We start from the raw sequence: 24,363 nt of genomic DNA, 5'->3' as shown, positions 1-24,363 counted from the left end.
CTTATGTCCTCGATCTGGCCTGGAAAACCCTATCCACTTGGGGCTCATTGGGACGGCGAGGGGGTTAATTTTGCCCTCTTTTCGGCCCATGCTTCTCGGGTGGAACTCTGTCTCTTTGCCGATGCTGCGTCCCCTCGTGAGTTGACGCGCATCGTTTTGCCCGAACGCACCGAGGATATTTGGCATGGGTACCTCCCCGGTCTTGCCCCCGGTCAACTCTATGGCTATCGCGTCTATGGCCCTTATCAGCCTGCCCACGGCCATCGCTTTAATCCGCATAAACTCTTGATCGACCCGTATGCTTATGCGCTTTCTGGTGTTATCGCCTGGGATAATTCGCTCTATGGGTATCGGGTGGGCAGCCCGTACACCGATCTGACGATCGGCAAACGCGATAGTGCGCCCTATGTGCCCCGTTCGGTGGTCGTTGATCCACGCTTTGATTGGGGTGATGATCGCCATCCTAATATCCCGCTCCACGAATCGGTCATTTATGAACTGCACGTCAAGGGCTTTACGATGCAGCATCCTGATGTGCCGAAAGAATTGCGCGGTACTTACGCTGGTCTGGCGAGCAAACCGGCCATTGCGTATCTCAAAGATCTTGGGGTAACGGCGGTCGAGTTGCTGCCGATTCATCATTTCCTTAATGATCAGTTTCTCGTTGAGCGTGAACTGACCAATTACTGGGGCTATCAGAGCCTCGGTTTTTTTGCGCCTGACCCTCGGTATGCCCGCAAGAGTGGCCGTGGGGAACAGGTCGCCGAGTTCAAGCAGATGGTCAAGCAATTGCACGCTGCCGGGATCGAGGTGATCCTCGATGTGGTCTATAACCATACCGGTGAGGGCAATCAGCTTGGCCCAACGATTGCCTTCCGTGGGCTTGATAATGCCTCGTACTATCGCTTGGTACCCGACGGCCCTCGGTACTATATGGATTATACCGGTACCGGCAATAGTCTCAATACAACCAATCCCCGGGTCTTGCAACTTGTGATTGATAGTCTCCGCTATTGGGTCACGGAGATGCATGTTGATGGCTTCCGCTTTGATTTGGCGCGTACCCTCGTGCGTGGCGAGGGCGACCGACCGAGTCCCTTCTTTGATGTGATCAAGCTCGATCCGGTGCTTTCACGGGTCAAATTGATTGCCGAGCCGTGGGACGTTGGCCCTGATGGGTACTGGGTTGGGCGCTTCCCCTCACCCTGGGCCGAGTGGAATGGCAAGTATCGCGATAATGTGCGCAAGTTTTGGAAGGGTGATGGCGCTCAGGCGGCCGAGTTTGCGTCGCGCATTATGGGTTCGATGGATCTCTACCGCCATAATGGGCGTCGTCCTTACCATAGCATCAATTTTGTGACTGCCCACGATGGCTTCACCCTCCGCGATCTCGTCAGCTATAACGAGAAACATAATAGCGCCAATGGCGAAGAGAACCGTGATGGCGATAACCACAACAATTCCTGGAATTGTGGGGTCGAGGGGCCAACCGAAGAACCCGTCATCAGTGAGATGCGTTTGCGCCAGATGCGCAATTTCCTCGCGACGCTGTTCCTGTCGCAGGGCACCCCGATGCTTGTCGCGGGTGATGAGCGCGGTCGTACCCAGGGGGGCAATAATAATGCCTATTGCCAGGATAATCCGATCTCGTGGCTCGATTGGACCCCCGATCCTGAAGCCGATCTTCTGCTGGCTTTTACGCGCCGTCTGATTGCGCTGCGCCGTAAGCATCCGTTGCTTCACCGCCGGAACTTCTTCCAGGGGCCGTTGCACCCCGGTAGTGCCGAGTATGATGTTGAATGGCTTAGCCCCGATGGTCAAGAGATTGGCCCCGGGCTTTGGAATAATAGCGAGTTGCGCTGTATCGGTCTGTTGCTCAACGGGCGCGTGATGAAAGAGGTGGATGAGCAGGGCCAGCCGGTGCATGACGATGTGCTCTTGATCCTCTTCAATGCGGGACATGATCCGATTCCATTCATTTTGCCCGATTGGCCTGATGATCCGTCGTGGGAAGTGCTGGTTGATACGGCACCGGTCGATGCTGATGGCACGGTTCAACCTACCAGCGAAGTCTATGTCGTTCAGCCTCGTTCCCTGGTGGTGCTGGCTGAACGGACACGCTTTCCTGAATTGTCCGCTCCGTTGAAGGACGATGCCTGATGCGTGTGATCTTTATGGGCAGCCCGACGTTTGCCGTGCATCCCCTCGAAGCCCTGGTTGCCGCCGGGTACGAGGTGGTCGCGGTTGTCACCCAGCCCGACCGTCCCGCAGGTCGTGGCGGCAAGTTGACGCCCCCTCCGGTCAAGACGGCGGCGCTTGCCCTTGGTCTGCCGGTGCTGCAACCTGCAACTCTGCGTGATCCCGAGGTGGTGGCAACCATCGCGGCCTGTGCGCCTGATCTTGGCGTGGTGGCTGCCTATGGCGAGATCCTGCGCCGCAATGTGCTTGCCATCCCGCCGCTCGGCTTTCTCAACATCCATCCCTCGCTGCTGCCGCTTTACCGTGGGCCGACACCAGTGACTGGGGCAATCCTGGCTGGTGACGAGTTCACCGGGGTGACGATTATTCGGCTTGACCCGGGGATGGATAGTGGCCCAATGCTGGTGCAGGCGGTGGTGTCGCTTCCTTCTGCGGCTCGGGCGGCTGCGCTTACCGATGAACTCTTTCGGCTTGGCGCAGGCCTGCTGGTTGAAGCCATCCCGCCCTATGCCGCCGGCAGCCTGGTGCCGCGCCCGCAGGATCATGCGCTCGCAACGGTGACCCCGATGCTGACGAAAGCCGATGGACAGGTTGACTGGAGCAAGCCGGCGCTGGTGATCGAGCGGATGATCCGTGCCTATGATCCCTGGCCTGGTACCGTGACAACCTGGCGCGGCCAGGATCTGCGCTTACGCAATGCGGTGGTCCATCCCGATGTGTGCGCTGAGCAGGCCCCTGGTACCTTGCTTGGCCGTGCTGACTCGGGGGCACCCCTGATCCTGACTGGCTCAGGAGCCCTTGAAGTGACTGAACTTCATCCCGCCGGACGCCGTCCGCTGACGGGGACAGCATGGCTCAATGGGTTGCGTGAACTGGTCGGCCGCATGGGTGGGTAAAACCAATACCTTGCAAATTAAGGTTGACCCGTGTTCATGCAAAGACGCAAAGGCGCAAAGCTGCGCATACAGATCCATCAAACCTCTGCGCCTCTGCGCCTTTGCGTCAAATAACCCGACGTATTTGCAAGGTATTGGGGCTAAAACCGCTTGCAGTTCGGGCAAAGTATGCTACAATTCTTCCGTAAGCCAACATCATACACTGTGTCATCACTGCATTTTCACTCTGATTCCACGGTGAGCCTTCGTCGCTCGAAGCATGTTGTTGTGTTCGCCGGAGCGAGCGTGCCAGGTACTCTCCAGGCCACCGGCTGTTCGAGTTCGATCGGTTCACCGTAGCGGGGGCAGCGCTGCTGTCGCCATCCCTGAATCCTGCGTACCTGCGCAGAGGAGTGTTGGAATGCAAGTCAAGTTGTTTGTTGGTAATTTGCCGTGGAGTGTTGGCGACGCCGAGCTGAACCAAATTTTTGGTGCCCACGGTGAGGTTCAGAGTGCGCGTGTGATCACAGACCGTGATACTGGCCGGTCGCGTGGCTTTGGTTTTGTCGAGATGGAAGCCGCCGATATTGGTGAGTTGATCCGGGCCACTGATGGTCACGAGGTTGATGGTCGCAATCTGCGCGTCAATCAGGCTGAAGATAAGCCCGCGCGTGGCCGTAGCTCAGGTGGCGGCGGCGGCAGCCGGGGTGGGTATGGTGGCGGTAGTGGTGGTGGTGGTCGGCGCGATCGCTACTAGCTGATCATTCGTCAGGCGCAAGTAGCCCGGAAGTGCAATGCACCTCCGGGCTTTTGTCTATTTTAGATTGCGGATTGCGAGGAGTATTTGGATGAGTGAGCAGCAAGATCAAGCCTCCTGGCACCTCGAGACGAGCCTGGTGCATGCCGGCGAGCGCGCCGCTACCCCGGTGGCGACGCCAACAGTGACGCCGATCTATACCACGACGACCTATCTCTATCCGACGCTGGACGAGCTCGATGCCGCCTTTGTCTCCGGTGAGGGGTACTTTTATACGCGCTATGGCAATCCGACAGTGGCTGCCTTCGAGCAGGCCTTGGCGCAGGCCGAGGCGGGGCGTGGTGCGGTGGCCTATGGCTCGGGTATGGCGGCACTGCATGCGGCGCTGCTGGCAGCCTCGACCCCCCGGGGTGAGACGGCACCTCGCCCGACGTCAATCCTGGCCGCCCGCGATCTCTATGGCTCGACAACCGTCTTGCTCGAAGAGTTGTTTGCGGCGCGTGGAACCCAGGTCCACTATGTGGATCTCTGCGATGCCCAGGCTACCGCTGTAGCTATGCAAGCGCATCCTCCTGCCGTTGTCTTGGCCGAATCGCTCTCGAATCCGCTTTTGCATGTGCTTGACCTGGCGAAATTGGTGGAGCAGTGCCGGGCGTGTGGTGCCCGTCTGGTGATTGATGCGACGCTGACGACCCCGGTGTTGCAACGCCCACTGACCCTCGGGGTTGATCTGGTGGTGCATAGCGCAACCAAGTATCTTGGGGGGCACGGCGATGCTGCCGGCGGCATTGTTGCTGCCCGTACCGGCTTGCTCCACGTAACCCTGGTGCAGCAGTCACGGTTGCTGGGGGCGAGCCTTGGCCCGTACGAGGCCCAGCAACTGCAGCGCGGGATGAAGACGCTGGCCCTGCGGATGGAACGCCAGTGTGCCAATGCGGCCCAGGTGGCCGCCTATCTCACCACGCATCCAGCCGTGGCGCACGTCTATTACCCGGGGCTTGCCGAGCATCCCGGCCACGCGTTGGCGGCGGCGGCTTTTGGCGGACGCTTCGGTGGCCTCGTGAGTTTTGAATTGGCCGATAGTACGGCGCTTGCTCGTTTTGTCGACGCGCTCCGGCTCTTTTTGCCCGCGACAACCCTTGGTGATCTCTATAGCCTGGTGAGTGTGCCGGCGCTTGCTTCCCATCGCGAACTGACCCCGGAACAACGCGCTGAGCGTGGGATCGGTGCTGGCCTGGTGCGGCTCTCGCTGGGCATTGAGTCGATTGATGATCTGCTCGCCGATCTTCAGCAAGCCCTCGCTTGCTTAAAGGCCGTCTGAAAAGCGTGTCAGCATCGTTGAAGTGTCGGCTTTAGCCGGCTAGTGAGTTTTAAGCACAATACCTTGCAAAGAAGGCGGCTCTTTTGACGCAAAGGCGCAAAGGTGCAAAGGTTTTTGCGTAGGTGAGCGTAACCCTTGGCGTCGTCGCGTCTTCGCGTGAGCTTATTTGAAAAGCATTGCGTTTTAAGCATTAAAGCGGATATACGTAGTGCCGACTTCAGTCGGCGTCCGGCTCAGCCGACTGAAGTCGGCACTACCAGATTATGTACTGAAAAAACCATCAACCGGCACTCCGCAGTAACCCGTCGCCGTTTTAGGCAGCCTCCTACAACAGGCCGAGTGACTCGATCCAGAAGCGGAAGGACGCCATCGTGCCGAGGATCAGCAGGGTTGGCACCAGGGCGATCGTCGCCGGACGAGCGAGTTGGGTGAGGTGCGTAACACGTCCTTCGTAGCCAAGTACCAGGCTGGTCAGCAAAAGACTGACCAGATAGAGCACGCCCGTTAACCCAAAGAAGGCAATGAAGGCGAGCGGCCAGAACATCAGGCTCAGGTTGCTATAGATGCCAACCAGCGCCACAAAATTGACCCCGATAATGCCCACAAGCTCGAACCAGTTGGTGAGAATCGGCTGATGGCTGTCTACATTTTTACGTAACGAATTGTTGAGAATCAGGTGCATCATCACCGCAATCGAGATGCCCATGCCCATGCCGGTGATCGTGCGTAGACGATTGTCAGGTGTATAGAGGTTGCTGCGCCCGAGATCGAGCCAGAACGAGTTGAAGCCGTCGGCTGCCATAATCAGCACAAAGGCAACGAGCGTCAGGCTGAGCAATAGCGGCGGCACGCCACCAGCACGCCCGCGCCCGATCGCATAGAGATAGGCCAGGGTGAGCAGAAAGCTGCTATAGATCCCGGCATTCCGCGCACAGATCGGAAACTGCAGATGGCCAAAAAAAATGTTGTGCTGCTGGGCACAGACCCCGTGTACCACGGCATACATCTTCCACTCAAGCGGTGCCGTGGGCCAGAAGAAGAGCGCGATCATCAGCGCCCCAAAAAAAGCCCCGAACAGCCAGACCCACGGACGTTCGGTGCGCAATTCACCTGGCAGAGCGACGGCCTCGAGGGGGTCGTTCAGGTGGTCAGGATACGTTTTTTTCATTGCAAGGCCTGGATGCGCTCGGCAAGCATTGTTTCAGAGAGCGCACCAATATGACGGGCGCGAATCGTCCCATCACGATTGATAAAATAGGTCACGGGCAGGCTCGTAATGCTGTAGCGCTCACCAATCGTCCCGGTGACATCGGCAATCAGCGGGAAGCTCACCTCGACGGTGTTGGCAAAGCGCGCAATCGCGGCGGGCAACTCGTTGCGGTTGACCGCGAGCACGACCAGATCGCCCTCGGCGGCCTGGTAGACCTGCTCAATGGCTGGCATCTCCTCAATGCACGGCAGGCACCACGAGGCCCAGAAATTGAGCACGACGGGACGCCCCTGCAGATCGCTAAGGCGTTGCGTTGTTCCATCAGGCAGCGTAAAACTAAAATCAGGCGCACGATCGCCCTCAACGAGTTTGCCACTGCCCCGATCAAGCAAGCGGCTCTCGACGGCAATAATCGCCGTACTCCCCTCAAGCAGATCAGGAGGCACCGCAGCGGTCTCGGCTCGCCCGCACCCCACCAGAAGAAGCGTAAAGATGAGCAAAAGCACGTAGTGTTTCATGTTTTCATTATACGCCATGCAAACGATGTTATACTACTTTTGTTGGCTTTTTTGCCAGCAAGGTGAAGATAATACGGGGCGACACCCCGAGTGGATTGAAGGAAAAAAGATCTATGGCACGTGCAATCTGGAATGGGGTTGTCATTGCAGAGAGTGAGGCAACCCGTATGGTTGAAGGCAATCACTACTTTCCGCCCGAGGCGGTGAAGCAAGAGTATCTGAGCGAGAGTTCACATCATACGGTGTGTGGCTGGAAGGGTACTGCGAGTTATTATAATGTCGTGGTTGAGGGGGCGACCAACAAGGATGCGGCATGGTATTACCCGCAGCCCAAAGACGCCGCCAAAGAGATCGCTGGTTACGTCGCCTTCTGGCGTGGGGTGCGTGTCGAAGCGTAAGCCTCTACCGTCCTTGCCATCGCAACAAAGCATACGGCCAGCCAACGCTGGCCGTATGCTTTGCAACCATCATTCGGGTTGGCCCGTCGGTGTTCCGGTGGTCGCTTTGGCGGGCGAGGCTTTGCGCGGGCGTGAACGAAGCCGTCCCCATCCCCAGCGCACGATCAGCAGCAGCGGCAACCAGAGCGGGCTCCAGACGAGTAGCACAATGCCAAAGTTGAGCAGGCCCTGGCCAAAGCTGACCAGATCGCGGAGGGCCGTCTGGGCGACGCGCAAGGGTTGCCACTGGCCCGCTTCGACGATCGTCGGGGGCGGTGGAACAGGACGCAGATCAACAAAGAGCGTTGACATCGCCGCACTCTGCTGCAGATACTTCATGCGGCCCATAATCTGTTCGATCTCGCTCTGAATATCGCGCAGGGCGTAGTTGACTTGCAGGGCTGCCTCGACATCTTCGGCGCGGGTGAGCAACTCGAGCAGACGCTCTTGGGTCGCTTCAAGCGTGCGCAGACGCGACTCGAGGTCAACAAACTCTTCGGTGACATCATCGCCACTGACGCTACGCGAAAAGATTTTTAGGGCCAAACCCTCGATGGCCGTTAGGGTCTCATCAAAGCGATTCTCAGGCACGCGCAGCGTAATCGAAGACGAGAGATTCTCCTCGCTCCCGCTCGTTGAAATACTCACGATATAGCCGCCCTGCTGTTCGGCAAGGGTGCGAATCTGCGCCTCGGTCGCCGAGACCTGCTCTACCTGGAGTGATAGCGACCCGTTTTTGATCACGAGACGTTCGCCAGAGGGCAGCGGCGCACCGGCTTCCTGGCTCGTGACTTCATCAGCCGCGCTACGTTCAGAGGCCATAGGCGGAAGGCCCATCGGGGCACCGCTATCGGCACTACCTACGATAAGCGATTCATTGATGGTCTCAAACTCAGACGAAACAGTCTGCCCACCACAGCCAGCGAGGGCAAACATGATGATCAACATGGTGATGAAAATGGGCGGTCGCATAGTGATACTCCCCTGTTGAACTGAAATCTGCCGGGAGGCGTGAAGCCTCTTTGTAGATCAGACGTGGGGAGAAGGGATCTAGTTCCATGCCTGGTATGGTATGGTTCATTTCGTTGTGGCGGCGTAGCCGCCACAACGAAATGAACCATACTCTTTTCTAAATGTGAGTCAACAGCATGATCAACAATGCCATACGCTCAAGTGCCCCCGAGATACTGATCTGTTCGTGCTCGGCGTGGGCACCTTCGCCGGGGGAACCCAGGCCATCGAGCGTCGCAATGCCCAGGGCGGCGGTGAAGTTGCCATCGCTACCGCCGCCCGTTGCCCCTTCGCCGAGGTTCAAGCCCAAGGCGGCCCCAAGACGGCGTGCTTCGGCAAAGAGGTGGCGTGAGGCAGGGGTGCGTTCCATCGGCGGTCGGCTGAAACTCCCTGTGGCTTCGACTTGCACCCCAGGGGTCACAGGCCGCAAATTCTGGAAGGCCTCTTCCAGACGACGTGCCTCGGCACTTGTCCAGACGCGGGCGTCCACTTCCATACGAGCCTCGGCGGGCACCACATTGCGCCGTGTCCCGCCCTTTACAATGCCGACATTGGTCGTCGTTCCCGCAGCGTGATCGGCGAGCGCGTGGATCGCGAGAATCTCGTAGGCAAGCTCGCTGATCGCACTCGCCCCCTTTTCTGGCTCAACGCCCGCATGCGCCGCCTTTCCGGTGATTGTCACATTGAACATCCCGATGCCTTTGCGGGCGGTCTTGAGTTCGCCGTGCGGTTCAACTGGAGGCTCGAGCACCAGGACGTGATTGCACTCACGGGCTGTCGTTTCAATCAAGGCCCGCGACGTTGGGCTGCCAATCTCTTCATCGGAGGTCAGCAGCAGGATAACCGGACGTGCCAGGTGCCACGCATGCTCCTTGATGCTCTGCAGACCAAGCTCAGCCATCGCGAGGCTGATCTTCATATCATAGAGACCCGGCCCAAAGGCGCGGTCATCTTCAACATACATCGGGCGGTGGGCAACGGTTCCGGCTGACCAGACGGTATCGTAGTGGCAGAGGATCAAGGCCGGTTTCACCTCGCTGGTTGCGCCAGGAGCGGCGACGCGGATGCGCAGGTGGTCGCCGCCCTGGGGGTTGTTCATACGCTCAACGGTTCCCAGAGGGGCATACCTGGCGGCGAGTTCATCGGCCAGCGCATCACAGCGCACTTTGTCGCCACTTGGGGTATCATAGGTAACGAGCGTCTCGGCCACAGTCAAGAGTTCATCACGACGCTTGAGCGCCGTATCAAGTACGCCAGAGGGCAGGATCGACATCACAACTCCGTCCTATTCACGATAGAATAGGGTGAGTATAGCACATGACATCAGCGAGGTAGATCAATGCAGCGTTCTTCACTCCGTGACGGGATCCGCAGTGCTTTCAGTACGTGGTCAATCCTCAGTGCCTTTAGCGCGTGGTCGATTCTCAGTGCCTTTAGCGCGTGGTCGATCTTGAGTGCTTTCAGCACGGGCTCGATCTTGAGCATCGGCAGTGCTGGTTCGATCCTCAGCATCGGCAGTGCCGGGTCGATCTTGAGCATCGGCAGTGCTGGTTCGATCCTCAGCGTTGGTGGTTCAGGCAAGCTTCTCGGGCGTCCTCGGCGGAGCAGTGAAGCATAATGCGCGCCACCTGGCACCTGATTGAGCCTGACGCCACCAACTGGTCAACCCTGATCGATACACTCTATGCCGAGGCCGATCCGGCGGCTGGTCAGGTGCTCCCCGACTACTTTGTCAAAACGACGTTTGCCAGGATGGGTGGCCGCTTGCTCATAAACCAGGCAAGTGGCGCATATGCCCTGCTCTTTCCACGCGGCCTACACGAGGGGCAGCGTCTCTATACGGCACGGATGTCCGATCCGGGCGCACTTGTTCGGGGCGCGATCGAGGCGCTGCTTGCCCCTGATCGGCTCATCTGGCATGATCCCACCCTCCCCCCGCGTGGCGTTCCTTCGCACCATCGTGCTGGCCCCTTTGACCTCGGTGCCCCCGAACCCCACGAACTTGCCGCGATCCGTCAGTTGCACGAAGCGATCTGGGGCGGCTCAGCGGCAGCGCGTTACCCGGATGATCTGCACAGTTCATCGTTTCAACCCGCCACCTCACTGGTGGCACGTTATCAGGATCAGGTGGTAGGCTTTCTGCTGGGCTTTTACCGCTTTGGCCTTGCTGCCCTGAACGAGGCCGATCTTCCCTACCGTCACGATCTCGCCGTCGAATCGCAAGTGATGGGCATTGCGCCCGAGGTACGGCGGATGGGCCTTGCCGCCATGCTCAAGCGGCACCAGGCCCGGCAGGTGCTCGCCCAGGGGCTTGACCTGATCCACTGGACCGTCGATCCCCTGCAATTCGGCAATGCCAGGCTCAACTTCGGGCGGCTGCGAGCGGTAGCCGGGGCCTATTATCCAGACTACTACCCCTTTCGGAACAGCTTGAATCGCGTGCCCGCCTCACGGCTCGGCCTCGTCTGGTTGCCCCGCTCGGCCCATGGGCAAGGCGGTCTCGTTGAACGCCCGGGACGGTCAACGGTTGCCGCGCTGACCGACTTCCCCGACCTCGCCATCCTCAACGACGGGTTCACCCCCATCGCCACCCCTGGCAACGCCGCAGCCATTGCCATCGAAATCCCTGCCGACTGGACGAAAATGCAACACACTGATCTTGGCCTCGCCTTGCACTGGCGCACCGTTACCGACACTATCTTGACAGAGCAACTCGGCTTTACCGAAGGGCGCTACCTGCTCACCGACGTTGCCAGGGAAGGCGAGCGGTGTTATCTGATTGGGCGGCGCTTTGGCAAGGATTAAGGTTATCGCAATCATGTCCATGTCGCTCGACGGCTACGTCGCCGACCGCAATTCTGCGCATGTTGGCGGGCTTCGCGGTGACGGTGGCCCAACGGCGGATGCTCGCGGCCTTTGTCAGCTTCTATCTCCCGCTCAATGTTGAGGAGACGTGTCGGTTTGAGGCGGAAGTTGCCACGTGGCAACACCAACTGACCGACTGACTTGTCCAGCAGGAGGCTGGCGCGTAACGTCTCCTGGAGGTGTGTGAGGCGGGGAGGGGATGGGTTCAACAACGCTTACGCCAACCGCGACGCCTCAGGCCGCTCTTCCTCCATCAGAAAAAGATGCTCGGGTGGGAGGTGGAGGAAGACACGCTTGCCGTTGCTCCAGCAGGCTGCGTTGGTACGGACGCGTAGCACGGTTTCGCCCAGGCTGACCTGCACTTCTACATGGTCGCCGCGATAGATCTGGCTCTGCACGGTGACGGGGAGGCTGTGCGCGCAGGGTTCATGCTCGAGGCGCAGGTGTTCGGGCCGAATGGCGTAGAGCGCCTCGCCTTCGTGACACGGCACTTCTTTGACCGTCAGCGGCCCAAACTGACTCTGTAGGGTGGTGCCTGTGACGCGACCGGTGAGAAAGGTGTCAATGCCCATTTGGCGCGCTGCCTGGCGCTGCGGTGGGCGTTCGTAGAGCCGCTGCGGCGGCGCGTGGGCGACCAGTCTGCCTCGTTCGATCAGGGCCACCTGATCGGCCATCGCCAGCGCTTCGCTGCGGTCGTGGGTCACCAGGATTGTCGTGATGCCTAGTTCGCGCTGGATGCGCCGCACCGCTTCTTGTAGATTCTGGCGCACCGCCGGATCGAGGCTGCTGAACGGCTCGTCGAGCATCAGTACCTGCGGCTGCACCACCAATGCGCGGGCGAGCGCAATGCGCTGCTGCTCGCCCCCCGAGAGTTGCGCCGGGCGACGGTGCGCCATCTCAGACAGCCCGACCAAGTCGAGCATGCGCTGCACTTCGGTCTGAATGGTTGCCTTGCGTACCCCTTTTGCGCGTAGGCCAAAGGCGATATTGTCGGCGACCGAGAGAAAAGGGAAGAGGTACGCTTTCTGGAACATCAAGACGGCCCCGCGCCGATGGGCCGGGATGCGCAGGATGCTGCACCCGTCAAAGCAGATGTCGCCCTGATCGGGATCTTCGATGCCGGCGATTAGTTTGAGAATCGTTGATTTGCCGCTTCCTGATGGCCCAAGCAGGGCCAGGAGGGTGTGGGCTTCGACTTCAAGCGAAAGGCGCTCAAGTGCTGGTGCGTCCTGCCGTGGATAGGTTTTGTGCAGGTGTTCGAGTGCAATACGTGTCATGGTTAATACTGTTGTCCTACCGTGCTGGTGCGTTCGGTTAAGGCCCGCGCTGCCAACGCGATGGCAAGCAACGGCGGCCCGGCGAAGATCAGGGCAAGTGCTGCAATGGTGGCCGGATTGCCACCGGCGACGGCGGCAAAAAGCAGCATCGGCAGGGTGATCACCTGCCCACCGCCGATCAACAACGTCAAGACATACTGGCTCCAACTGACGAGAAAGGCAAAGAGCGCCGCCACGGCAATGCCGGGGCCGGCCAGCGGCAACGTCACTTGCCACAGGATGCGCCACGGGCCAGCGCCAAGCGTCCGCGCCTGTTGCTCGTAGCCCTCATCGTAGCGCACGAAGACGCCAATCAGCGCAAAGATGGTGTAGGGCAGCACCGGAATCAGATGAACCAGCACAACGCCCGCCAGGCTACCGGCTAGCCCGAGGCGCAAAAAGATGATATTCAGCCCCATCCCGGTCGCAAGTGGGGGCACGATGGTGGGCAAAAAGAGCAGCAAGAGCACTAGCGACCGCCCGGGAAAACGCTCAAGGCCGAGGGTACGGGCGGCAGGGAGCGCAATCGCCAGGGCGAGCAGCGTGACGACACCGCCGATCAGCAGGCTTGCCCCGATCGCTTGCTGCGTGCGTGCGTTGCTCAACTGTCGCCAGAAGGTCTCGAAGGTCCAGGTGGCTGGCAGAAGATCGGGGAAAAACCAGCGTGTTGATCCGGCATAGAGCACCAGGCCAACGACTGGCCCGAGCAAGAGCAGATAGAGCAGGGCATACCCGAAATAGGCAGGCCATCGGGCAAAGCCGCCCCCGTCCGCCAGCTTGTCTTCAGCGTTCCGAGGCATCAATCCTCCGCACCAGAAGGCCAAGCCCAAGGACAACAACCGTCATAATGAGACTGATCGCCATGCCCTCGGCGCGCCGGTTGAGATCTGCATTGAGAAAATAGTCGAGCGCCAGCACTGCCAGTACCCGTGGATACGAGACCCCAAGCAGCGCCGGTACTTCGTAGGCCCCAAAGATAAAGGCAAAGACGAGCAAGGCTCCCGCCGACAGACCAGGCCAGACCAGCGGTAGCGTCACGCGCCACACGCGCATCCAGGGGCCAGCACCGAGCGTCGTGGCAACCTCGGCATAGGCGTGCCCTTGTGTGCGCAACACGGCGAGTACGATCAACACAAGAAAAGGGATCTCCTTGCTCACATAGTGCAGGATGATCCCGATTCCCGCCTGATCGCGCACCAGCACGGGAAACTCGGCTGGCGTCGCGATCAAGCCGAGGGCTGCGGCAACCCGGGCCATCAGCCCACTCTGGGCCAGCAACAGCAAGAGGGCAATGGCCCAGACCATGTGGGGCAGCGCAAGATTGGCATTCAGCGCAAGCAACGTAGCCTGGCTCGCCGGGCGGCGACGGTTGCTCAGTGCCACCGCGAGCAGCAGCGCCGCCACCGACGAAAGCAGCGTCGAGATCCCGGTGACCCAGAGTGAGAAGCCGAGCGCCGCCCAGAACTCGCGTCCCGCCGGTGTCGCGCCGCTAAGCACGCTCGCATACGCATCGAGGCTCACCCTGGTTGCCCCGATAAACGGCAGGTACCCGAGACTCTGGCTGATGCCGTAGAACATGCTCACCCCAAAGAGCACACCTGTCACCAGGAGGGCCGGGGTGAGCATGAGCCAGCGGTGTAGCGTTGGGCGATCCACGCGCATGTTACGGCCCAATCAACACAAACTGACGCCAACCTTCCTCAACGAGGGACTGATACTCGCCCGACGAGTCGGCCACCAGCGAACCGGCAAGATCCTCAGCGGGGGTTGCCGCCTCGCCGAGTTGGGCTTGAGCCTCTTCCAGGGCGGCGAGTTGGGCCGGGTCGGTCACGCGGGTCACATCGATCGCGTAGCCCAACCCAAAGCCATTTTCCGGCAAAATCTGGGCCGCTTGAAATTCCGGCTCGAGGATCAGATTGGCAAGCACCAGCGCGGCGGCTTTATGCGGCGCATTGCTGGGGATCGTCAGATAGTTGAAATCGCCGATCATATAGTCATCAAACACAAAGGCCCGTGACGTCTCGGGGATCAACCCCTGGGCAATCAGCGGCCCGGCCCCGGCAATCGCCTGCGTGATGCTGAAATCGATCTCGCGGTTCGCAAAGAGGCTGTGCAGCTCATTCTCGTCGCGGGGATAGGTCTCGCCCTGACGCCAGAGATGAGGCTTCATCGCGTTGAAATAGGCCCAGAGCTGCGGCGACCACTCGTTCCAGACCGCCTCATCATAACCAAGCCAGAGCCCGGGATCGCCACTCAGTTCAAAGAGCGCCCCTTTGACAAAGCGTGTCCCCTGGAACGCCCCCGGCCCAGGCGCGATATAGGTGAAGCGTCCGGGGTTCGCCTCTACCCAGGTCATCAATTCCGCATACGAACGGGGCAATTCATCGGCGCTCATCCGTGCCGAATCATAGATCAACTGAAACTGCGCCGACGACCAGGGACTCTCATAGCCTTCGACGGGTTCGCCGAAGTCAAGGTAGATCGCCGGATTATCCCAGTCAACCAGGGACGCATTGGGCAGGCGCCGCGACCAGTCAGGCAAGAGCATCGCGGCCTGTTTGAGCGAGAGGAAGTTTTCGCCATTGATCCAGATCACATCGACCGCGCCGGGATCAACGCCAGCCTCTTTTTCACTGAGAATCTGATTGACGACATCAGCGGCATCAGCCACAGGTACCCGATTCAGCGTAATATCATACCGCTCCTTGAGCGCCGTACCATAAAATTCGTCCACAAAACGATTAATGCTCTCCGATCCGCCCCACATATACCAATTGAGCGTCTGGCCGCGTGCGGCAGCCTCGACACTCGCCCAATCATCAAGGTCAAACGCCTCTGCCGCAGGTGCCTCTGGCTGCGCTGGTGCCGCAGGCTGACCGCCACATGCGACGAGTACTACCGCAAAGATCATCATCAAACTAACCACTGAAAAACGCTGGAAATGCATGTATTTTCACATCCTTTCATATCCTGGCTGTTTTCGCCAGCTCTAAGAGACTGCCTGAAACGGCGACGGGTTGCTCCGGAGTGTCGGCTTTAGCCGGCTAATGGACTTTAAGCATTACATCCGGCACACACCACTTAGACACGCCACCGGCGGCGCACAAGTACCACAGCGGCGATGCTGAGCAGCACGCCAGCCACCACACCAAACACAATGCCCGGGTTGATCTGGCCGAGTTCGCTCAGTGTGCTCCCCGCCAGGACAATGATGATCACCCCTGGCAGGCTCCCCAGGGTATTCGCGAGTAGAAATGAACGTAGCGGAATATGCAACAGACCGATCAGATAATTAATCGGATCATAGGGCAAAAAACTTAAGCGCAAGACCAGAACGCCAAGAAAGGGCTTGCGTTGCAGGCGGTCGCCATAACGGGCACAGAGGCGGGCAATGCGATTATCACCATGCCCCGTGATCCTCCCCATACTGTAGGTCAGCAAGGCCGACAGATTGCACCCGATCAAGGTATAGAGAATGCCCAACCCCGGCCCGAAACAGACCCCCGCAACGCCTCCTAGCAGCGCTGCTGGCAGCAGCAAGATCGGACTCAACATCGCCGCACCAATGAAGAGCAACGGACTGGCCGGGTGAACTTGGCAGACCGTGACCATGTTTTCAACAAGATCGAGCGGATGCACCATCTGGGCACGGGCATACACTTGGATCGCCGCCACCAGCAGCAGCCAACCCCCGAGCACCAGTCCAAAGCGCTGAAGATCGCGGAAGTTGCGTTGTTGGCCCGTTGGTTGTGGTGTGACCAATTCCTGTTCCCGCTCGATCAAGCTGATCCTCCCAACTCTTCAATAGATGGTAGCGCGGGCTTCCAGCCTGCGTCCGTTCGCAACGCCCATGGTTCGCCGTTGGCTGAGCTTGTCGAAGCCAATCCCTAGAGCAGAAAACTTACGTGACAGACCACTCAGTAGTCTGTAACTTAAGTTTTCTGCCAGCACCGCCGACCACGAATACTGATCACGAATAAACGAATAGGGGCTGCTCCATGCGGTATTCGTTTATTTGTGGCCCTTATTCGTGGTCGGCCAACGACCCCAGAAATCTTACTTTACACCCTCCTCAGTTACGTGTCCGCCGAAAACCCACCTGTTTGCGTATGCTGAGCATCGGGCCGGCATATTTGATGCCTTCACTGAGAAAAAACTTGGTGACTTGACGTAAGGTTGCATCACCAAAGAAGTGCTGGCGAAACGGGCCATCGCCAAGAAAACCCTTCTGATCCTGGCGGAGCAAGCTCAGGCGCAGCTTATTGGCTGGCAGATGGTTCGCGCCCGCGAGCACTTGCTGAAAGGCCCACGGCATCCATGGAAAGTCGGCCAAGAGCGCACGAATCTGCCGCACCGTCTGGTCAACCGCAGCCTCATCGCAGGGGTCAACGGCCTCGATCAGCGTATCAATCTGGTCGGCCAGCGTCTTGAATGGCGCAAAGCCCCCCCCAACGAGCCGCAAATCGGCAAGCTCGGCAAAATAGGCCGCACGACTCGTCGCCCGACCACGGGTACTCAACAACTTCAGATATTCCAAATACGCGCCGAGCAACCAGAGGAGCGCATAGACCGACCAGAGCTTCGGATTGGTCCAGGCTTTATACGAGTTGGCCACAATCCGGTCGTGCGCTTCCACAAACCGTAGCGTCAACGCCTCAAGTGGCTGAAATTGCTCGGCACGATAGTCCTGACGCCGATGAGCTTCGAGCAAAAGATGTCCAAGCAGCGCGGTGCTCATCAGCGTGGTATAGAGCCCCTTCGAGTAGAGTGGATCGATGAAGCCAGCGGCATGCCCAAGCAGGCAAAAGCGTTCGCCGACGACATGCGTTGAGGTGTATTGCAAGCGCTCGGTACGTGTCCAGACTCGTGCTGCTCGCACACCGTCAAAATGGGCCTTGATGCTCGGAAAGCGCGCAATGAAGTCGAAAAATTCTTCTTCCGGCGAAAGATCGGTGCGCAGCGGGTGAATGCGCGGGTCAAGCTGCAAGCCCACGCTCACCAGCGGATTGGTTGAACGGGCGTGGTTGTTGAACGGAATCACCCAGAGCCACCCTCCGTGAAAGATGTGATGCAGCGTGCCTTCAGAGACCGGGAAAGGAATGCCATACGCTTGATGGCTTGCACCAACCTGGTTATAGCAGGGCAGATCGACCATATGGGTAAAGATCGTACGGGTATGGCTTTGCAAATCCCGGCTTCGCCAGCCGAACTTCTCGGCCAAAAGCGAGCGCATCCCGCCTGCATCAACCACGAAATCAGCTTCGTACGTCTGACCCAGGGCCGTCAGGATCGTCACCCCATCAGCCGTAACCTCAATATCCTTGACCGGCGTTCCCTGCAGAACCGTAGCGCCATAGCGCACCGCCACCGATGTAAGCAGATAATCACTATCCTGGCGATGGATATGCAACTCATATCCGTGCGGACGTTGCGGAATCACCGCTTGCAGCGCGTGGCGCATATTCTGCGGCTGATCGGCGACATGGTGGAGATAGCTAAAATGACGCTTGATCCCATGAGACGTTCCGATGTGCGCCATATAATTCTCGGAACTGAAATAGGCCAGTTCGGGCACCTCAAAAAACTCGGCCATGGCTCGCATTGTTTCCGACGTCTCGAGGATCATCGACTCGCCCACGGCAAATTTAGGGTGCATGCCTGCTTCAAAGAGAATGACACGCACCCCGTGGCGGGCCAGCATTGCCCCCAGGCTCGATCCGCTGATCCCCGATCCGATAATGGCAATGTCATAGCGCGTCGGTTTGGCGTTCAAGAAGGCGCCTTTCTAAGTTATGGCTGGTTTATTCCCCTCGGGGCACGGGCCGCTGGACACTGCTCCTGGGTGAATAAGTTATCTCAGCCACCCGCGCTGGCCGTGCCCAGCGATAACGCAGATACGTAACCAGTTCACCCCGTAGCTTGGGCAGCGTCTCGCGCATAAAGGCGTCGGCGACCTTCTGGATGCCACTGGAAAAAGTTGGGTAAGGATAGACAACCCGATAGAGCCGGTAGAGCGAGATACCCTCTTGCATCGCCAGGGTAAAGAGTGAAATCATTTCCGAAGCGCGGGGCCCCACAATGGTCACACTCAAGATTTTGCCTGTCAGACGCATAGCATCCACGATGATGAAACCATGTTGGAGATCATCAGTATACCCACGATCAGTCTGGGTTACAAGATCAACCCGGATGCGTTTGATCAGCGCTGGGTGATAGCGAGCGGCTAGGTCGCGTTGACTCATGCCAGCCGTGGCAACTTCGGGATCCGCAAACGTCGCACTCGGATAGAAAGGCTCAGGGATGGTCGCGGGCAGCCAGGGAAAGGCAATGCGCTGCACGACCCGTCTTCCTTGGGCATTGGCGGAATGGGTAAACGCCGAGGTTGTGGTGACATCGCCAATCGCATAGATGCCAGGCACATTGGTTCGTCCGTAGCTATCGGTAGCAATGCCGTTGCGCAAATCAAAGGTCACGCCAACCTCTTCGAGCCCGAGCCCATCCAGGTTGCGCTGGCGGCCAACTGCCACGAGCACATAGTCAACGTCGTGCAGCGTCGCGGCGGTGCCATTGCGTTCGATCTGCAATGCTTGCGTCGCCTCGTCGTAGCCCTGTACACTCGTCTTGAAATGAAGCGCGGCGCCTTTTGCGACCAGCGACGCTTCAATTGCCTCGGCGGCCTCGGACAAGTGGCGAGTGAGCAGGCGCGGCGAAGAGTCAAGCATCGTGACGCGGCTGCCAAGCTTGCGAAACGCAAAGGCCAACTCGACCCCGATCACTCCACCACCAATGATTGCCAGGTGGTGCGGCACAACCGGTAGCTCAAAGACCGTCTCGTTAGTTAGCATGCGCTGTTCGGGGAGCCCAGGGATAACCAGCGTGCGGGGACGCGCCCCGGTGGCGAGCACAATATTCTCTGCCGTCAACACACGCTCGCCCCCCTCGGGTAACGTCACAGCCACCTGCGTACGACTGACCAGACGCGCCCGCCCAAAGATCAGGCTGAGATTGGGTAGCGCCCCAAACTCGTGGGTCTCCTTCTCGCGCAAGGCATCGCGCTTGCGCCGCACCTCAGCCAGCACGCCCTCAGGGTCGAGCATGCCTCGCACGTCGGCCTGATGGATCAGCGTCTTGGACGGCACACACCCAACATTGGTGCAGTCACCCCCAACATGCAAGGCCTCAAGCACCGCCACCGACTTGCCGAGACTACTCAGGCCAACGGCAACCGTTAACCCCCCTGAACCGGCGCCGATGACAATGGTATGAAACTGATCATGCATAACGTCACTCTTTCTACAAAGCTATCTTATGGTAAACTAGAACGCCAGTAGTGCCGGTCGGGAGGATCAGACGTTCAGCCCCTGACCGTAGACTATCCGTTCATAGCGAGCAAACAAGGCAAGGATCGGATCATATGCAGCCAGGTGATATTACAATTTATGGTGCGTTCTGGTGTGGCGATTGCCGTCGGGCCAAGAAGTTTATGGACGAACGAGGCGTCCTCTACACCTGGGTTGATATCGACCACCATCCCGATGCGGTTGTCGAGGTTGAACGACTCAATCGCGGGATGCGCAGCATTCCTACGATCGTTTTTGCTGATGGCAGCATCCTCGTTGAACCAAGCAATGCCGAACTGGCACGGAAACTTGGCATCGCCTAATGGCAGCCTTATTCAGCCTTCATCCCTGAACAGGTTTAACAAAGCCTCTAGCGTTGGATTGCCCAGCGAAAGAATCCGGCCCTTAAACACGTAGGTTGGCGTACCAAAGACCATAGCTGGTTTTGTTGTGCCTGGTTGCGCCAGATCAATCACTTCAATGGGATACTCAGGCTGGTGCGCACGCAGATCGGCCACCAGTTGCAGCGCGCGCGTACAGACAGGGCAATCCGCCGAGACATAGACATACAATGGCACCATAGCAATATCCTGGCTTCTACACAGGCTGATCGAGGTGAGACTTGTGCCTCAAAAGGCTGCTCACGCAAAGCTCGATCACATATGACTTCAGTGTATGCCAGATGTGTTATGCCGACTGTAAGCTACTGCACACTACTGGGGCACAAGCAGAAAACCTTCGATGACCGCCCGATAGATCGGGCCGCGGTCTTCGCGGCCCGCCTCCTCTGGCCCTTCGGCGTAGATCAAGGGCTGGGTGACGTCAAGCTGGGCGGTGGGGCCGTATGCTTGGCGAGCCTGTTCCAGAAAGGCGGTCGCAAACGCGGTTTGCAGCCCGTTCTGGTCTGTTCCGTCGGGGACGACGATGCTCACTTCAGCGCTGAACGGGATCTGCACGAGGGTTTGTGGCGTGGCAATCGGGGCGGTCGGGCTTTCAAAGCCTAGGGTACGGGGTAGAAAGCCGATGAAGAAAAAATCAACTGCGACCAACCCGGCAATCAAGAGGAGCGCAATGACCAGTGGGCCGATGCATCCAGCGCATCCGCGCCGCTTTGGTTGCACAGGCGGTGAGGTCGGTGCTGGCGGTGGTGGCGGGGTGGGCATGGCCGGGGTTGCTGGTGGTGATGAGGGCGTAACGGATGCCTGGGGCGTAGGTTGCGTCGCTCCGGCCGTTTGAATGACTGAAGCAGGCGCGGGCTGCGCCGGGGCCGGGGTGGGCTGTGTTGGCACTGGGGCCGGGGTGGGCTGTGTTGGCACCGGTGGTGGTGGCGTTGGCGTAGGTGCTGGTGTAGCAGGCTGCGCCGGTGGCGTAGGTGCGGGCTGCGCCGGTGGCGTAGGTGCGGGCTGAGTCGCAACGGGAACGCCAAGTGGCCGTGAAGCAGGCAGCACGCCGAGGGCAGCCCCAAAGGCCGCAATCGAGGCAAAGCGAGCCGTCGGGCGCATCTGCAAGGCCTGTTCGAGGGCACCCGAGACCTGTGGTGAAATTGTTGGCTCGACGGTGCGTGCTGGCGGGAAAGAAAAAGGAGGATGGGCCTGCGGATCACGCCCGGTCAGCACATGGTGCAGCGTGGCCCCCAGCGCATAAACATCCGATTCAATCGTCGCCAACCCCTGGTATTGTTCAGGTGGGGCATAGCCTGGTGTCCCGATCTGCGTACCACGCTGACCGACTTGCAGCACGCGGGCAATGCCAAAGTCAATCAGCTTGATGCCCCCATTTTGATGGTCTAGCATCACATTTGAGGGCTTCATATCGCGATAGATCAGCCCTTGACTGTGAAGATAACTGAGCACATCACAGATCTGCGTGGCCCAATCAAGGACGCGAGGCTCAGCGATTTTGCCTTCTCGTTCAACAATATCTTCGAGGTCTTCGCCCCGAATATAATCCATCACGAGGTAATGGCGGCCTTCATCCTTAAAGTGACTATAGACCCGAGGAATCCGCGGATGGGTGAGTTGTTCGAGCAGTTCCGCCTCGGCATTGAAACGCTTGATCGCTTCATCCCGCTCTTTTTGCTCGGTAAAGCTATCGAGCATCTCTTTGATGGCATAGATCTTGCCATCGCCATCAACGCCCTCGTAGACTGCGCCCTGACCACCCGCCTTAATCACTTTGGTAAGATAGTAGTGCGGACCAGCATTATTGAGGATCATATCATGGCCGCAATACTGGCAAAAACGCGCCTGACGGCGGCCAGGTTTACGGCAACTTGGGCACAGGATCTCCTGCGGCTGGGTCATGCTGACTCGTTTGCTTCAGGTGCTCGCGCTGGAGCAGGTTCGACAATCGCGCTACCATGGGCAACAAATGGTGGATAGGCCGCAAACAACAGTATACCATCTGTTCGCAGGACTTGTGGCACAACTGGACACGACTAGGTATAATAAAGAGACGGACGCGAGCGACAAGGCTAGGATCAACGATGTCATTTCGGGTAGAGGCTCCTTATCAGCCAACCGGCGATCAACCCCAGGCGATCGCAAAACTGGTTGAGGGCATTGAGAAGAATTATCGTCAGCAGACCTTGCTGGGGGTGACTGGTTCGGGTAAGACGTTTGTGATGTCACATGTCTTTGCCCAGATGCAGCGCCCTGCCCTGGTGCTTGCCCATAATAAGACGCTGGTCTCGCAACTCTGGGCCGAGTTTCGCGATTTCTTGCCCGATGCCGCTGTCGAGATGTTTATTTCGTACTACGATGAGTATACGCCTGAAGCCTATGTGCCTTCGAAAGATCTCTACATTGAGAAAGAGGCGAGCATTAATGAAGAGATCGATCGTCTGCGGCACGCGGCAACGCAGGCGCTCTTTACGCGGCGCGATGTGCTGATTGTCGCTTCGGTCTCGGCGATCTATGGCCTTGGTTCGCCCCACGATTATGGTCAGGTTATGGTGAGTCTGCGCCAGGGCGAGATTCGTAATCGTGACAAGTTGCTGCGACAGTTGATCGATCTGCAGTTCGAGCGCAACGATCTCGATTTTCATCGCGGTACTTTTCGCGTGCGGGGCGATACGCTCGATGTTTTGCCCGCCAATGCCGAAACCGCCCTGCGGGTGGAGTTTTGGGGCGATGAGATCGAGCGCATGACCGAGTTTGATCCGTTGACGGGTGAAGTGATCTTGCTGCGTACGTCCGCCGAGATCTACCCGGCGAAACACTTTGTCGCGACGAAGGAGAAGCTCGCGGTTGCGGTGAGCAATATTCAGGATGAACTCGGTGAGCGCCTGCGCGAACTTGAGGCCGAAGGCAAAAATCTTGAAGCTGCGCGCCTCAAGCAGCGTACGATGTATGACCTCGAGATGCTCTCGGAGGTTGGCTATTGTTCGGGGATCGAGAACTATTCGCGGCACCTCGATGGGCGCGCCGCCGGGCAGACGCCGTGGACGTTGCTCGACTATTTTCCTGACGATTTCTTGCTCTTTGTCGACGAGAGCCATATTACGCTGCCGCAGGTACGCGGGATGTTCCTCGGCGACCGCCATCGCAAGCAGACGCTGGTTGATTATGGTTTTCGTTTGCCCTCGGCACTCGATAATCGCCCGCTGCAGTTTGATGAGTTTAGCCAGCATATCTACCAGGTCGTCTATGTCTCGGCGACGCCTGGCCCGGTTGAGCGGACGCAGAGCGAGCAGATTGTCGAGCAGATTATTCGTCCCACTGGCCTGATTGATCCGGTTGTGCAGGTGCGCCCGACCAAGGGCCAGGTGGACGATCTGATCGCCGAAGTTCGTCAACGGGTGAAGGCAGGGCAACGTGCGTTGGTCACGACGCTGACCAAGCGGATGGCTGAGGATCTCGCCGATTATCTCAAAGAGATGAGTGTGCGTACGATGTACCTGCACGCCGATATTGATACGATCGAGCGGGTCGAGATCCTCCGCGATCTGCGCCTCGGGGTCTATGATGTCGTTGTTGGCATTAACCTGCTGCGTGAAGGGCTTGATCTGCCCGAGGTGAGTCTCGTCTGCATTCTTGATGCCGACAAAGAGGGCTTTTTGCGCTCGGAGACATCATTGATCCAGACGATCGGGCGCGCCGCACGCCATATCGAGGGAACCGTGATTATGTATGGCGATACGATCACGTCCTCGATGGATGTTGCCATCAAAGAGACGCAGCGGCGGCGTGACATCCAGATGGCCCATAATCTCCGTCATAACATTACCCCGGTTGGCATTAGCAAAGGGGTGCGCGACCTCACGGATCGCATCAAACGGATGGCCGAAGAACGTGATGCGTATAGCGTCACTGGTCAGACCCCCGCAGCCGCTCCTCCTGGCCCCGGGGTGTCGCGTGAAGAGTTGCATAAACTGATCAAAGATCTCGAAAAACAGATGAAACAGGCGGCCCGCGATCTGCAATTCGAGCAGGCAGCCGCCCTCCGCGATCAGATTGTTGAATTGCGCAAAACTCTGGCGTTGCAAGAGGAAGAAAGGTAGTCTCAGGCACCCA

At 58.7% G+C, this 24,363-nt stretch carries 23 protein-coding genes; 10 read left to right on the top strand and 13 right to left on the bottom strand.

Annotated elements, in window-relative coordinates; translation table 11 throughout:
* Positions 1-3: 3 nt before the first annotated feature.
* From glgX to EKD05_RS07020, 4 genes are all read left to right on the top strand, one after another.
* Entirely contained in the window at positions 4-2,160 is a 2,157-nt protein-coding gene (gene glgX, locus EKD05_RS07035) for a glycogen debranching protein GlgX (RefSeq protein WP_129671738.1), read from the top strand.
* Complete coding sequence (gene fmt / locus EKD05_RS07030) at positions 2,160-3,095, top strand: methionyl-tRNA formyltransferase (RefSeq protein WP_129671737.1); 936 nt, start codon at positions 2,160-2,162, stop codon at positions 3,093-3,095. Before glgX ends, fmt begins: the two co-directional genes overlap by 1 nt.
* Before the next feature lie 400 nt (positions 3,096-3,495).
* Complete coding sequence (locus EKD05_RS07025) at positions 3,496-3,831, top strand: RNA-binding protein (RefSeq protein ID WP_129671736.1); 336 nt, start codon at positions 3,496-3,498, stop codon at positions 3,829-3,831.
* Between the two features lie 91 nt (positions 3,832-3,922).
* Positions 3,923-5,152 carry a PLP-dependent aspartate aminotransferase family protein gene (locus tag EKD05_RS07020; protein ID WP_129671735.1) on the top strand — a complete coding sequence of 410 codons (1,230 nt, stop codon included), beginning with the start codon at positions 3,923-3,925 and terminating at the stop codon, positions 5,150-5,152.
* 325 nt (positions 5,153-5,477) lie between these two features.
* Here EKD05_RS07020 and EKD05_RS07015 read toward each other — a convergent pair whose 3' ends face one another.
* Complete coding sequence (locus EKD05_RS07015; protein ID WP_129671734.1) at positions 5,478-6,320, bottom strand: DUF2085 domain-containing protein; 843 nt, start codon at positions 6,318-6,320, stop codon at positions 5,478-5,480.
* Positions 6,317-6,880: a TlpA disulfide reductase family protein gene (locus EKD05_RS07010; RefSeq protein WP_129671733.1), complete on the bottom strand. Its 564-nt coding sequence runs from the start codon at positions 6,878-6,880 to the stop codon at positions 6,317-6,319. The genes EKD05_RS07015 and EKD05_RS07010 overlap by 4 nt, the downstream gene beginning before the upstream one ends.
* Positions 6,881-6,993: 113 nt before the next feature.
* On the opposite strand from EKD05_RS07010, the gene EKD05_RS07005 reads away from it, so the two are divergent.
* Positions 6,994-7,278 (top strand): DUF427 domain-containing protein, encoded by a 285-nt coding sequence (locus EKD05_RS07005; protein WP_129671732.1) that lies wholly within the window; start codon positions 6,994-6,996, stop codon positions 7,276-7,278.
* A gap of 69 nt (positions 7,279-7,347) precedes the next feature.
* On the opposite strand, the gene EKD05_RS07000 is transcribed toward EKD05_RS07005, so the two are convergent.
* On the bottom strand, positions 7,348-8,289 hold the full coding sequence (locus EKD05_RS07000) for a DUF4349 domain-containing protein (protein ID WP_129671731.1): 942 nt from the start codon (positions 8,287-8,289) through the stop codon (positions 7,348-7,350).
* Positions 8,290-8,446: 157 nt separating this feature from the next.
* Positions 8,447-9,601, bottom strand: coding sequence for a M20 family metallopeptidase (locus tag EKD05_RS06995; RefSeq protein WP_129671730.1), 1,155 nt, complete (start codon positions 9,599-9,601; stop codon positions 8,447-8,449).
* A 66-nt stretch (positions 9,602-9,667) separates the two neighbouring features.
* Here EKD05_RS06995 and EKD05_RS06990 point away from each other — a divergent pair, with 66 nt between their 5' ends.
* From EKD05_RS06990 to EKD05_RS25670, 3 genes are read left to right on the top strand one after another with little or no spacing between them, the layout of a single operon-like run.
* A complete protein-coding gene (locus EKD05_RS06990; protein WP_129671729.1) occupies positions 9,668-9,946 on the top strand; it encodes a hypothetical protein in 279 nt (92 codons plus the stop codon).
* Positions 9,946-11,133 carry a GNAT family N-acetyltransferase gene (locus EKD05_RS06985; RefSeq protein ID WP_129671728.1) on the top strand — a complete coding sequence of 396 codons (1,188 nt, stop codon included), beginning with the start codon at positions 9,946-9,948 and terminating at the stop codon, positions 11,131-11,133. Before EKD05_RS06990 ends, EKD05_RS06985 begins: the two co-directional genes overlap by 1 nt.
* 59 nt (positions 11,134-11,192) lie before the next feature.
* On the top strand, positions 11,193-11,333 hold the full coding sequence (locus tag EKD05_RS25670) for a hypothetical protein (RefSeq protein ID WP_165360622.1): 141 nt from the start codon (positions 11,193-11,195) through the stop codon (positions 11,331-11,333).
* 75 nt (positions 11,334-11,408) lie between these two features.
* Here EKD05_RS25670 and EKD05_RS06980 read toward each other — a convergent pair whose 3' ends face one another.
* From EKD05_RS06980 to EKD05_RS06950, 7 genes are all read right to left on the bottom strand, one after another.
* Complete coding sequence (locus tag EKD05_RS06980; RefSeq protein ID WP_129671727.1) at positions 11,409-12,470, bottom strand: ABC transporter ATP-binding protein; 1,062 nt, start codon at positions 12,468-12,470, stop codon at positions 11,409-11,411.
* A gap of 2 nt (positions 12,471-12,472) precedes the next feature.
* Complete coding sequence (locus EKD05_RS06975) at positions 12,473-13,309, bottom strand: ABC transporter permease (protein ID WP_129671726.1); 837 nt, start codon at positions 13,307-13,309, stop codon at positions 12,473-12,475.
* Positions 13,293-14,171, bottom strand: a complete 879-nt coding sequence (locus EKD05_RS06970; RefSeq protein WP_129671725.1) for an ABC transporter permease — start codon at positions 14,169-14,171, stop codon at positions 13,293-13,295. Before EKD05_RS06970 ends, EKD05_RS06975 begins: the two co-directional genes overlap by 17 nt.
* 1 nt (position 14,172) lies before the next feature.
* Positions 14,173-15,456 (bottom strand): ABC transporter substrate-binding protein, encoded by a 1,284-nt coding sequence (locus EKD05_RS06965; protein ID WP_129671724.1) that lies wholly within the window; start codon positions 15,454-15,456, stop codon positions 14,173-14,175.
* Between the two features lie 134 nt (positions 15,457-15,590).
* Positions 15,591-16,292 carry a TVP38/TMEM64 family protein gene (locus EKD05_RS06960; protein ID WP_129671723.1) on the bottom strand — a complete coding sequence of 234 codons (702 nt, stop codon included), beginning with the start codon at positions 16,290-16,292 and terminating at the stop codon, positions 15,591-15,593.
* A 289-nt stretch (positions 16,293-16,581) separates the two neighbouring features.
* Positions 16,582-18,282, bottom strand: coding sequence for an NAD(P)/FAD-dependent oxidoreductase (locus EKD05_RS06955; protein WP_129671722.1), 1,701 nt, complete (start codon positions 18,280-18,282; stop codon positions 16,582-16,584).
* 28 nt (positions 18,283-18,310) lie between these two features.
* Positions 18,311-19,789: an NAD(P)/FAD-dependent oxidoreductase gene (locus tag EKD05_RS06950; protein WP_129671721.1), complete on the bottom strand. Its 1,479-nt coding sequence runs from the start codon at positions 19,787-19,789 to the stop codon at positions 18,311-18,313.
* A 134-nt stretch (positions 19,790-19,923) separates the two neighbouring features.
* Between EKD05_RS06950 and EKD05_RS06945 the strand changes: the two genes are divergently transcribed.
* The gene (locus EKD05_RS06945; protein ID WP_129671720.1) at positions 19,924-20,172 is read left to right on the top strand and encodes a glutaredoxin domain-containing protein; all 249 of its coding nucleotides are present in this window, start codon (positions 19,924-19,926) and stop codon (positions 20,170-20,172) included.
* A 12-nt stretch (positions 20,173-20,184) separates the two neighbouring features.
* Here EKD05_RS06945 and EKD05_RS06940 read toward each other — a convergent pair whose 3' ends face one another.
* Positions 20,185-20,430: a hypothetical protein gene (locus tag EKD05_RS06940; protein WP_129671719.1), complete on the bottom strand. Its 246-nt coding sequence runs from the start codon at positions 20,428-20,430 to the stop codon at positions 20,185-20,187.
* Between the two features lie 132 nt (positions 20,431-20,562).
* Positions 20,563-22,152 (bottom strand): serine/threonine-protein kinase, encoded by a 1,590-nt coding sequence (locus tag EKD05_RS06935; protein ID WP_129671718.1) that lies wholly within the window; start codon positions 22,150-22,152, stop codon positions 20,563-20,565.
* A 182-nt stretch (positions 22,153-22,334) separates the two neighbouring features.
* Between EKD05_RS06935 and uvrB the strand changes: the two genes are divergently transcribed.
* Complete coding sequence (gene uvrB, locus EKD05_RS06930) at positions 22,335-24,350, top strand: excinuclease ABC subunit UvrB (RefSeq protein ID WP_129671717.1); 2,016 nt, start codon at positions 22,335-22,337, stop codon at positions 24,348-24,350.
* Positions 24,351-24,363: the final 13 nt, after the last annotated feature.

The sequence above is a fragment of the Candidatus Chloroploca sp. Khr17 genome (assembly GCF_004138165.1).
Taxonomy (GTDB): domain Bacteria; phylum Chloroflexota; class Chloroflexia; order Chloroflexales; family Chloroflexaceae; genus Chloroploca.
This window is presented reverse-complemented; position numbering and strand designations above follow the sequence as displayed.

Bases quoted from the DNA above. Each gene is read 5' to 3' on its own strand.
- EKD05_RS07000 (WP_129671731.1), bottom strand. From the start codon at position 8,289: ATGCGACCGCCCATTTTCATCACCATGTTGATCATCATGTTTGCCCTC.
- EKD05_RS07025 (WP_129671736.1), top strand. From the start codon at position 3,496: ATGCAAGTCAAGTTGTTTGTTGGTAATTTGCCGTGGAGTGTTGGCGAC.
- fmt (WP_129671737.1), top strand. From the start codon at position 2,160: ATGCGTGTGATCTTTATGGGCAGCCCGACGTTTGCCGTGCATCCCCTC.
- EKD05_RS06980 (WP_129671727.1), bottom strand. From the start codon at position 12,470: ATGACACGTATTGCACTCGAACACCTGCACAAAACCTATCCACGGCAG.
- EKD05_RS06945 (WP_129671720.1), top strand. From the start codon at position 19,924: ATGCAGCCAGGTGATATTACAATTTATGGTGCGTTCTGGTGTGGCGAT.
- EKD05_RS06935 (WP_129671718.1), bottom strand. From the start codon at position 22,152: ATGACCCAGCCGCAGGAGATCCTGTGCCCAAGTTGCCGTAAACCTGGC.
- EKD05_RS07015 (WP_129671734.1), bottom strand. From the start codon at position 6,320: ATGAAAAAAACGTATCCTGACCACCTGAACGACCCCCTCGAGGCCGTC.
- EKD05_RS07020 (WP_129671735.1), top strand. From the start codon at position 3,923: ATGAGTGAGCAGCAAGATCAAGCCTCCTGGCACCTCGAGACGAGCCTG.
- EKD05_RS06990 (WP_129671729.1), top strand. From the start codon at position 9,668: ATGCAGCGTTCTTCACTCCGTGACGGGATCCGCAGTGCTTTCAGTACG.
- glgX (WP_129671738.1), top strand. From the start codon at position 4: ATGTCCTCGATCTGGCCTGGAAAACCCTATCCACTTGGGGCTCATTGG.
- EKD05_RS06940 (WP_129671719.1), bottom strand. From the start codon at position 20,430: ATGGTGCCATTGTATGTCTATGTCTCGGCGGATTGCCCTGTCTGTACG.
- EKD05_RS07005 (WP_129671732.1), top strand. From the start codon at position 6,994: ATGGCACGTGCAATCTGGAATGGGGTTGTCATTGCAGAGAGTGAGGCA.
- EKD05_RS06950 (WP_129671721.1), bottom strand. From the start codon at position 19,789: ATGCATGATCAGTTTCATACCATTGTCATCGGCGCCGGTTCAGGGGGG.
- EKD05_RS07010 (WP_129671733.1), bottom strand. From the start codon at position 6,880: ATGAAACACTACGTGCTTTTGCTCATCTTTACGCTTCTTCTGGTGGGG.
- uvrB (WP_129671717.1), top strand. From the start codon at position 22,335: ATGTCATTTCGGGTAGAGGCTCCTTATCAGCCAACCGGCGATCAACCC.
- EKD05_RS06995 (WP_129671730.1), bottom strand. From the start codon at position 9,601: ATGTCGATCCTGCCCTCTGGCGTACTTGATACGGCGCTCAAGCGTCGT.
- EKD05_RS06975 (WP_129671726.1), bottom strand. From the start codon at position 13,309: ATGCCTCGGAACGCTGAAGACAAGCTGGCGGACGGGGGCGGCTTTGCC.
- EKD05_RS06985 (WP_129671728.1), top strand. From the start codon at position 9,946: ATGCGCGCCACCTGGCACCTGATTGAGCCTGACGCCACCAACTGGTCA.
- EKD05_RS06965 (WP_129671724.1), bottom strand. From the start codon at position 15,456: ATGCATTTCCAGCGTTTTTCAGTGGTTAGTTTGATGATGATCTTTGCG.
- EKD05_RS25670 (WP_165360622.1), top strand. From the start codon at position 11,193: ATGTTGGCGGGCTTCGCGGTGACGGTGGCCCAACGGCGGATGCTCGCG.
- EKD05_RS06970 (WP_129671725.1), bottom strand. From the start codon at position 14,171: ATGCGCGTGGATCGCCCAACGCTACACCGCTGGCTCATGCTCACCCCG.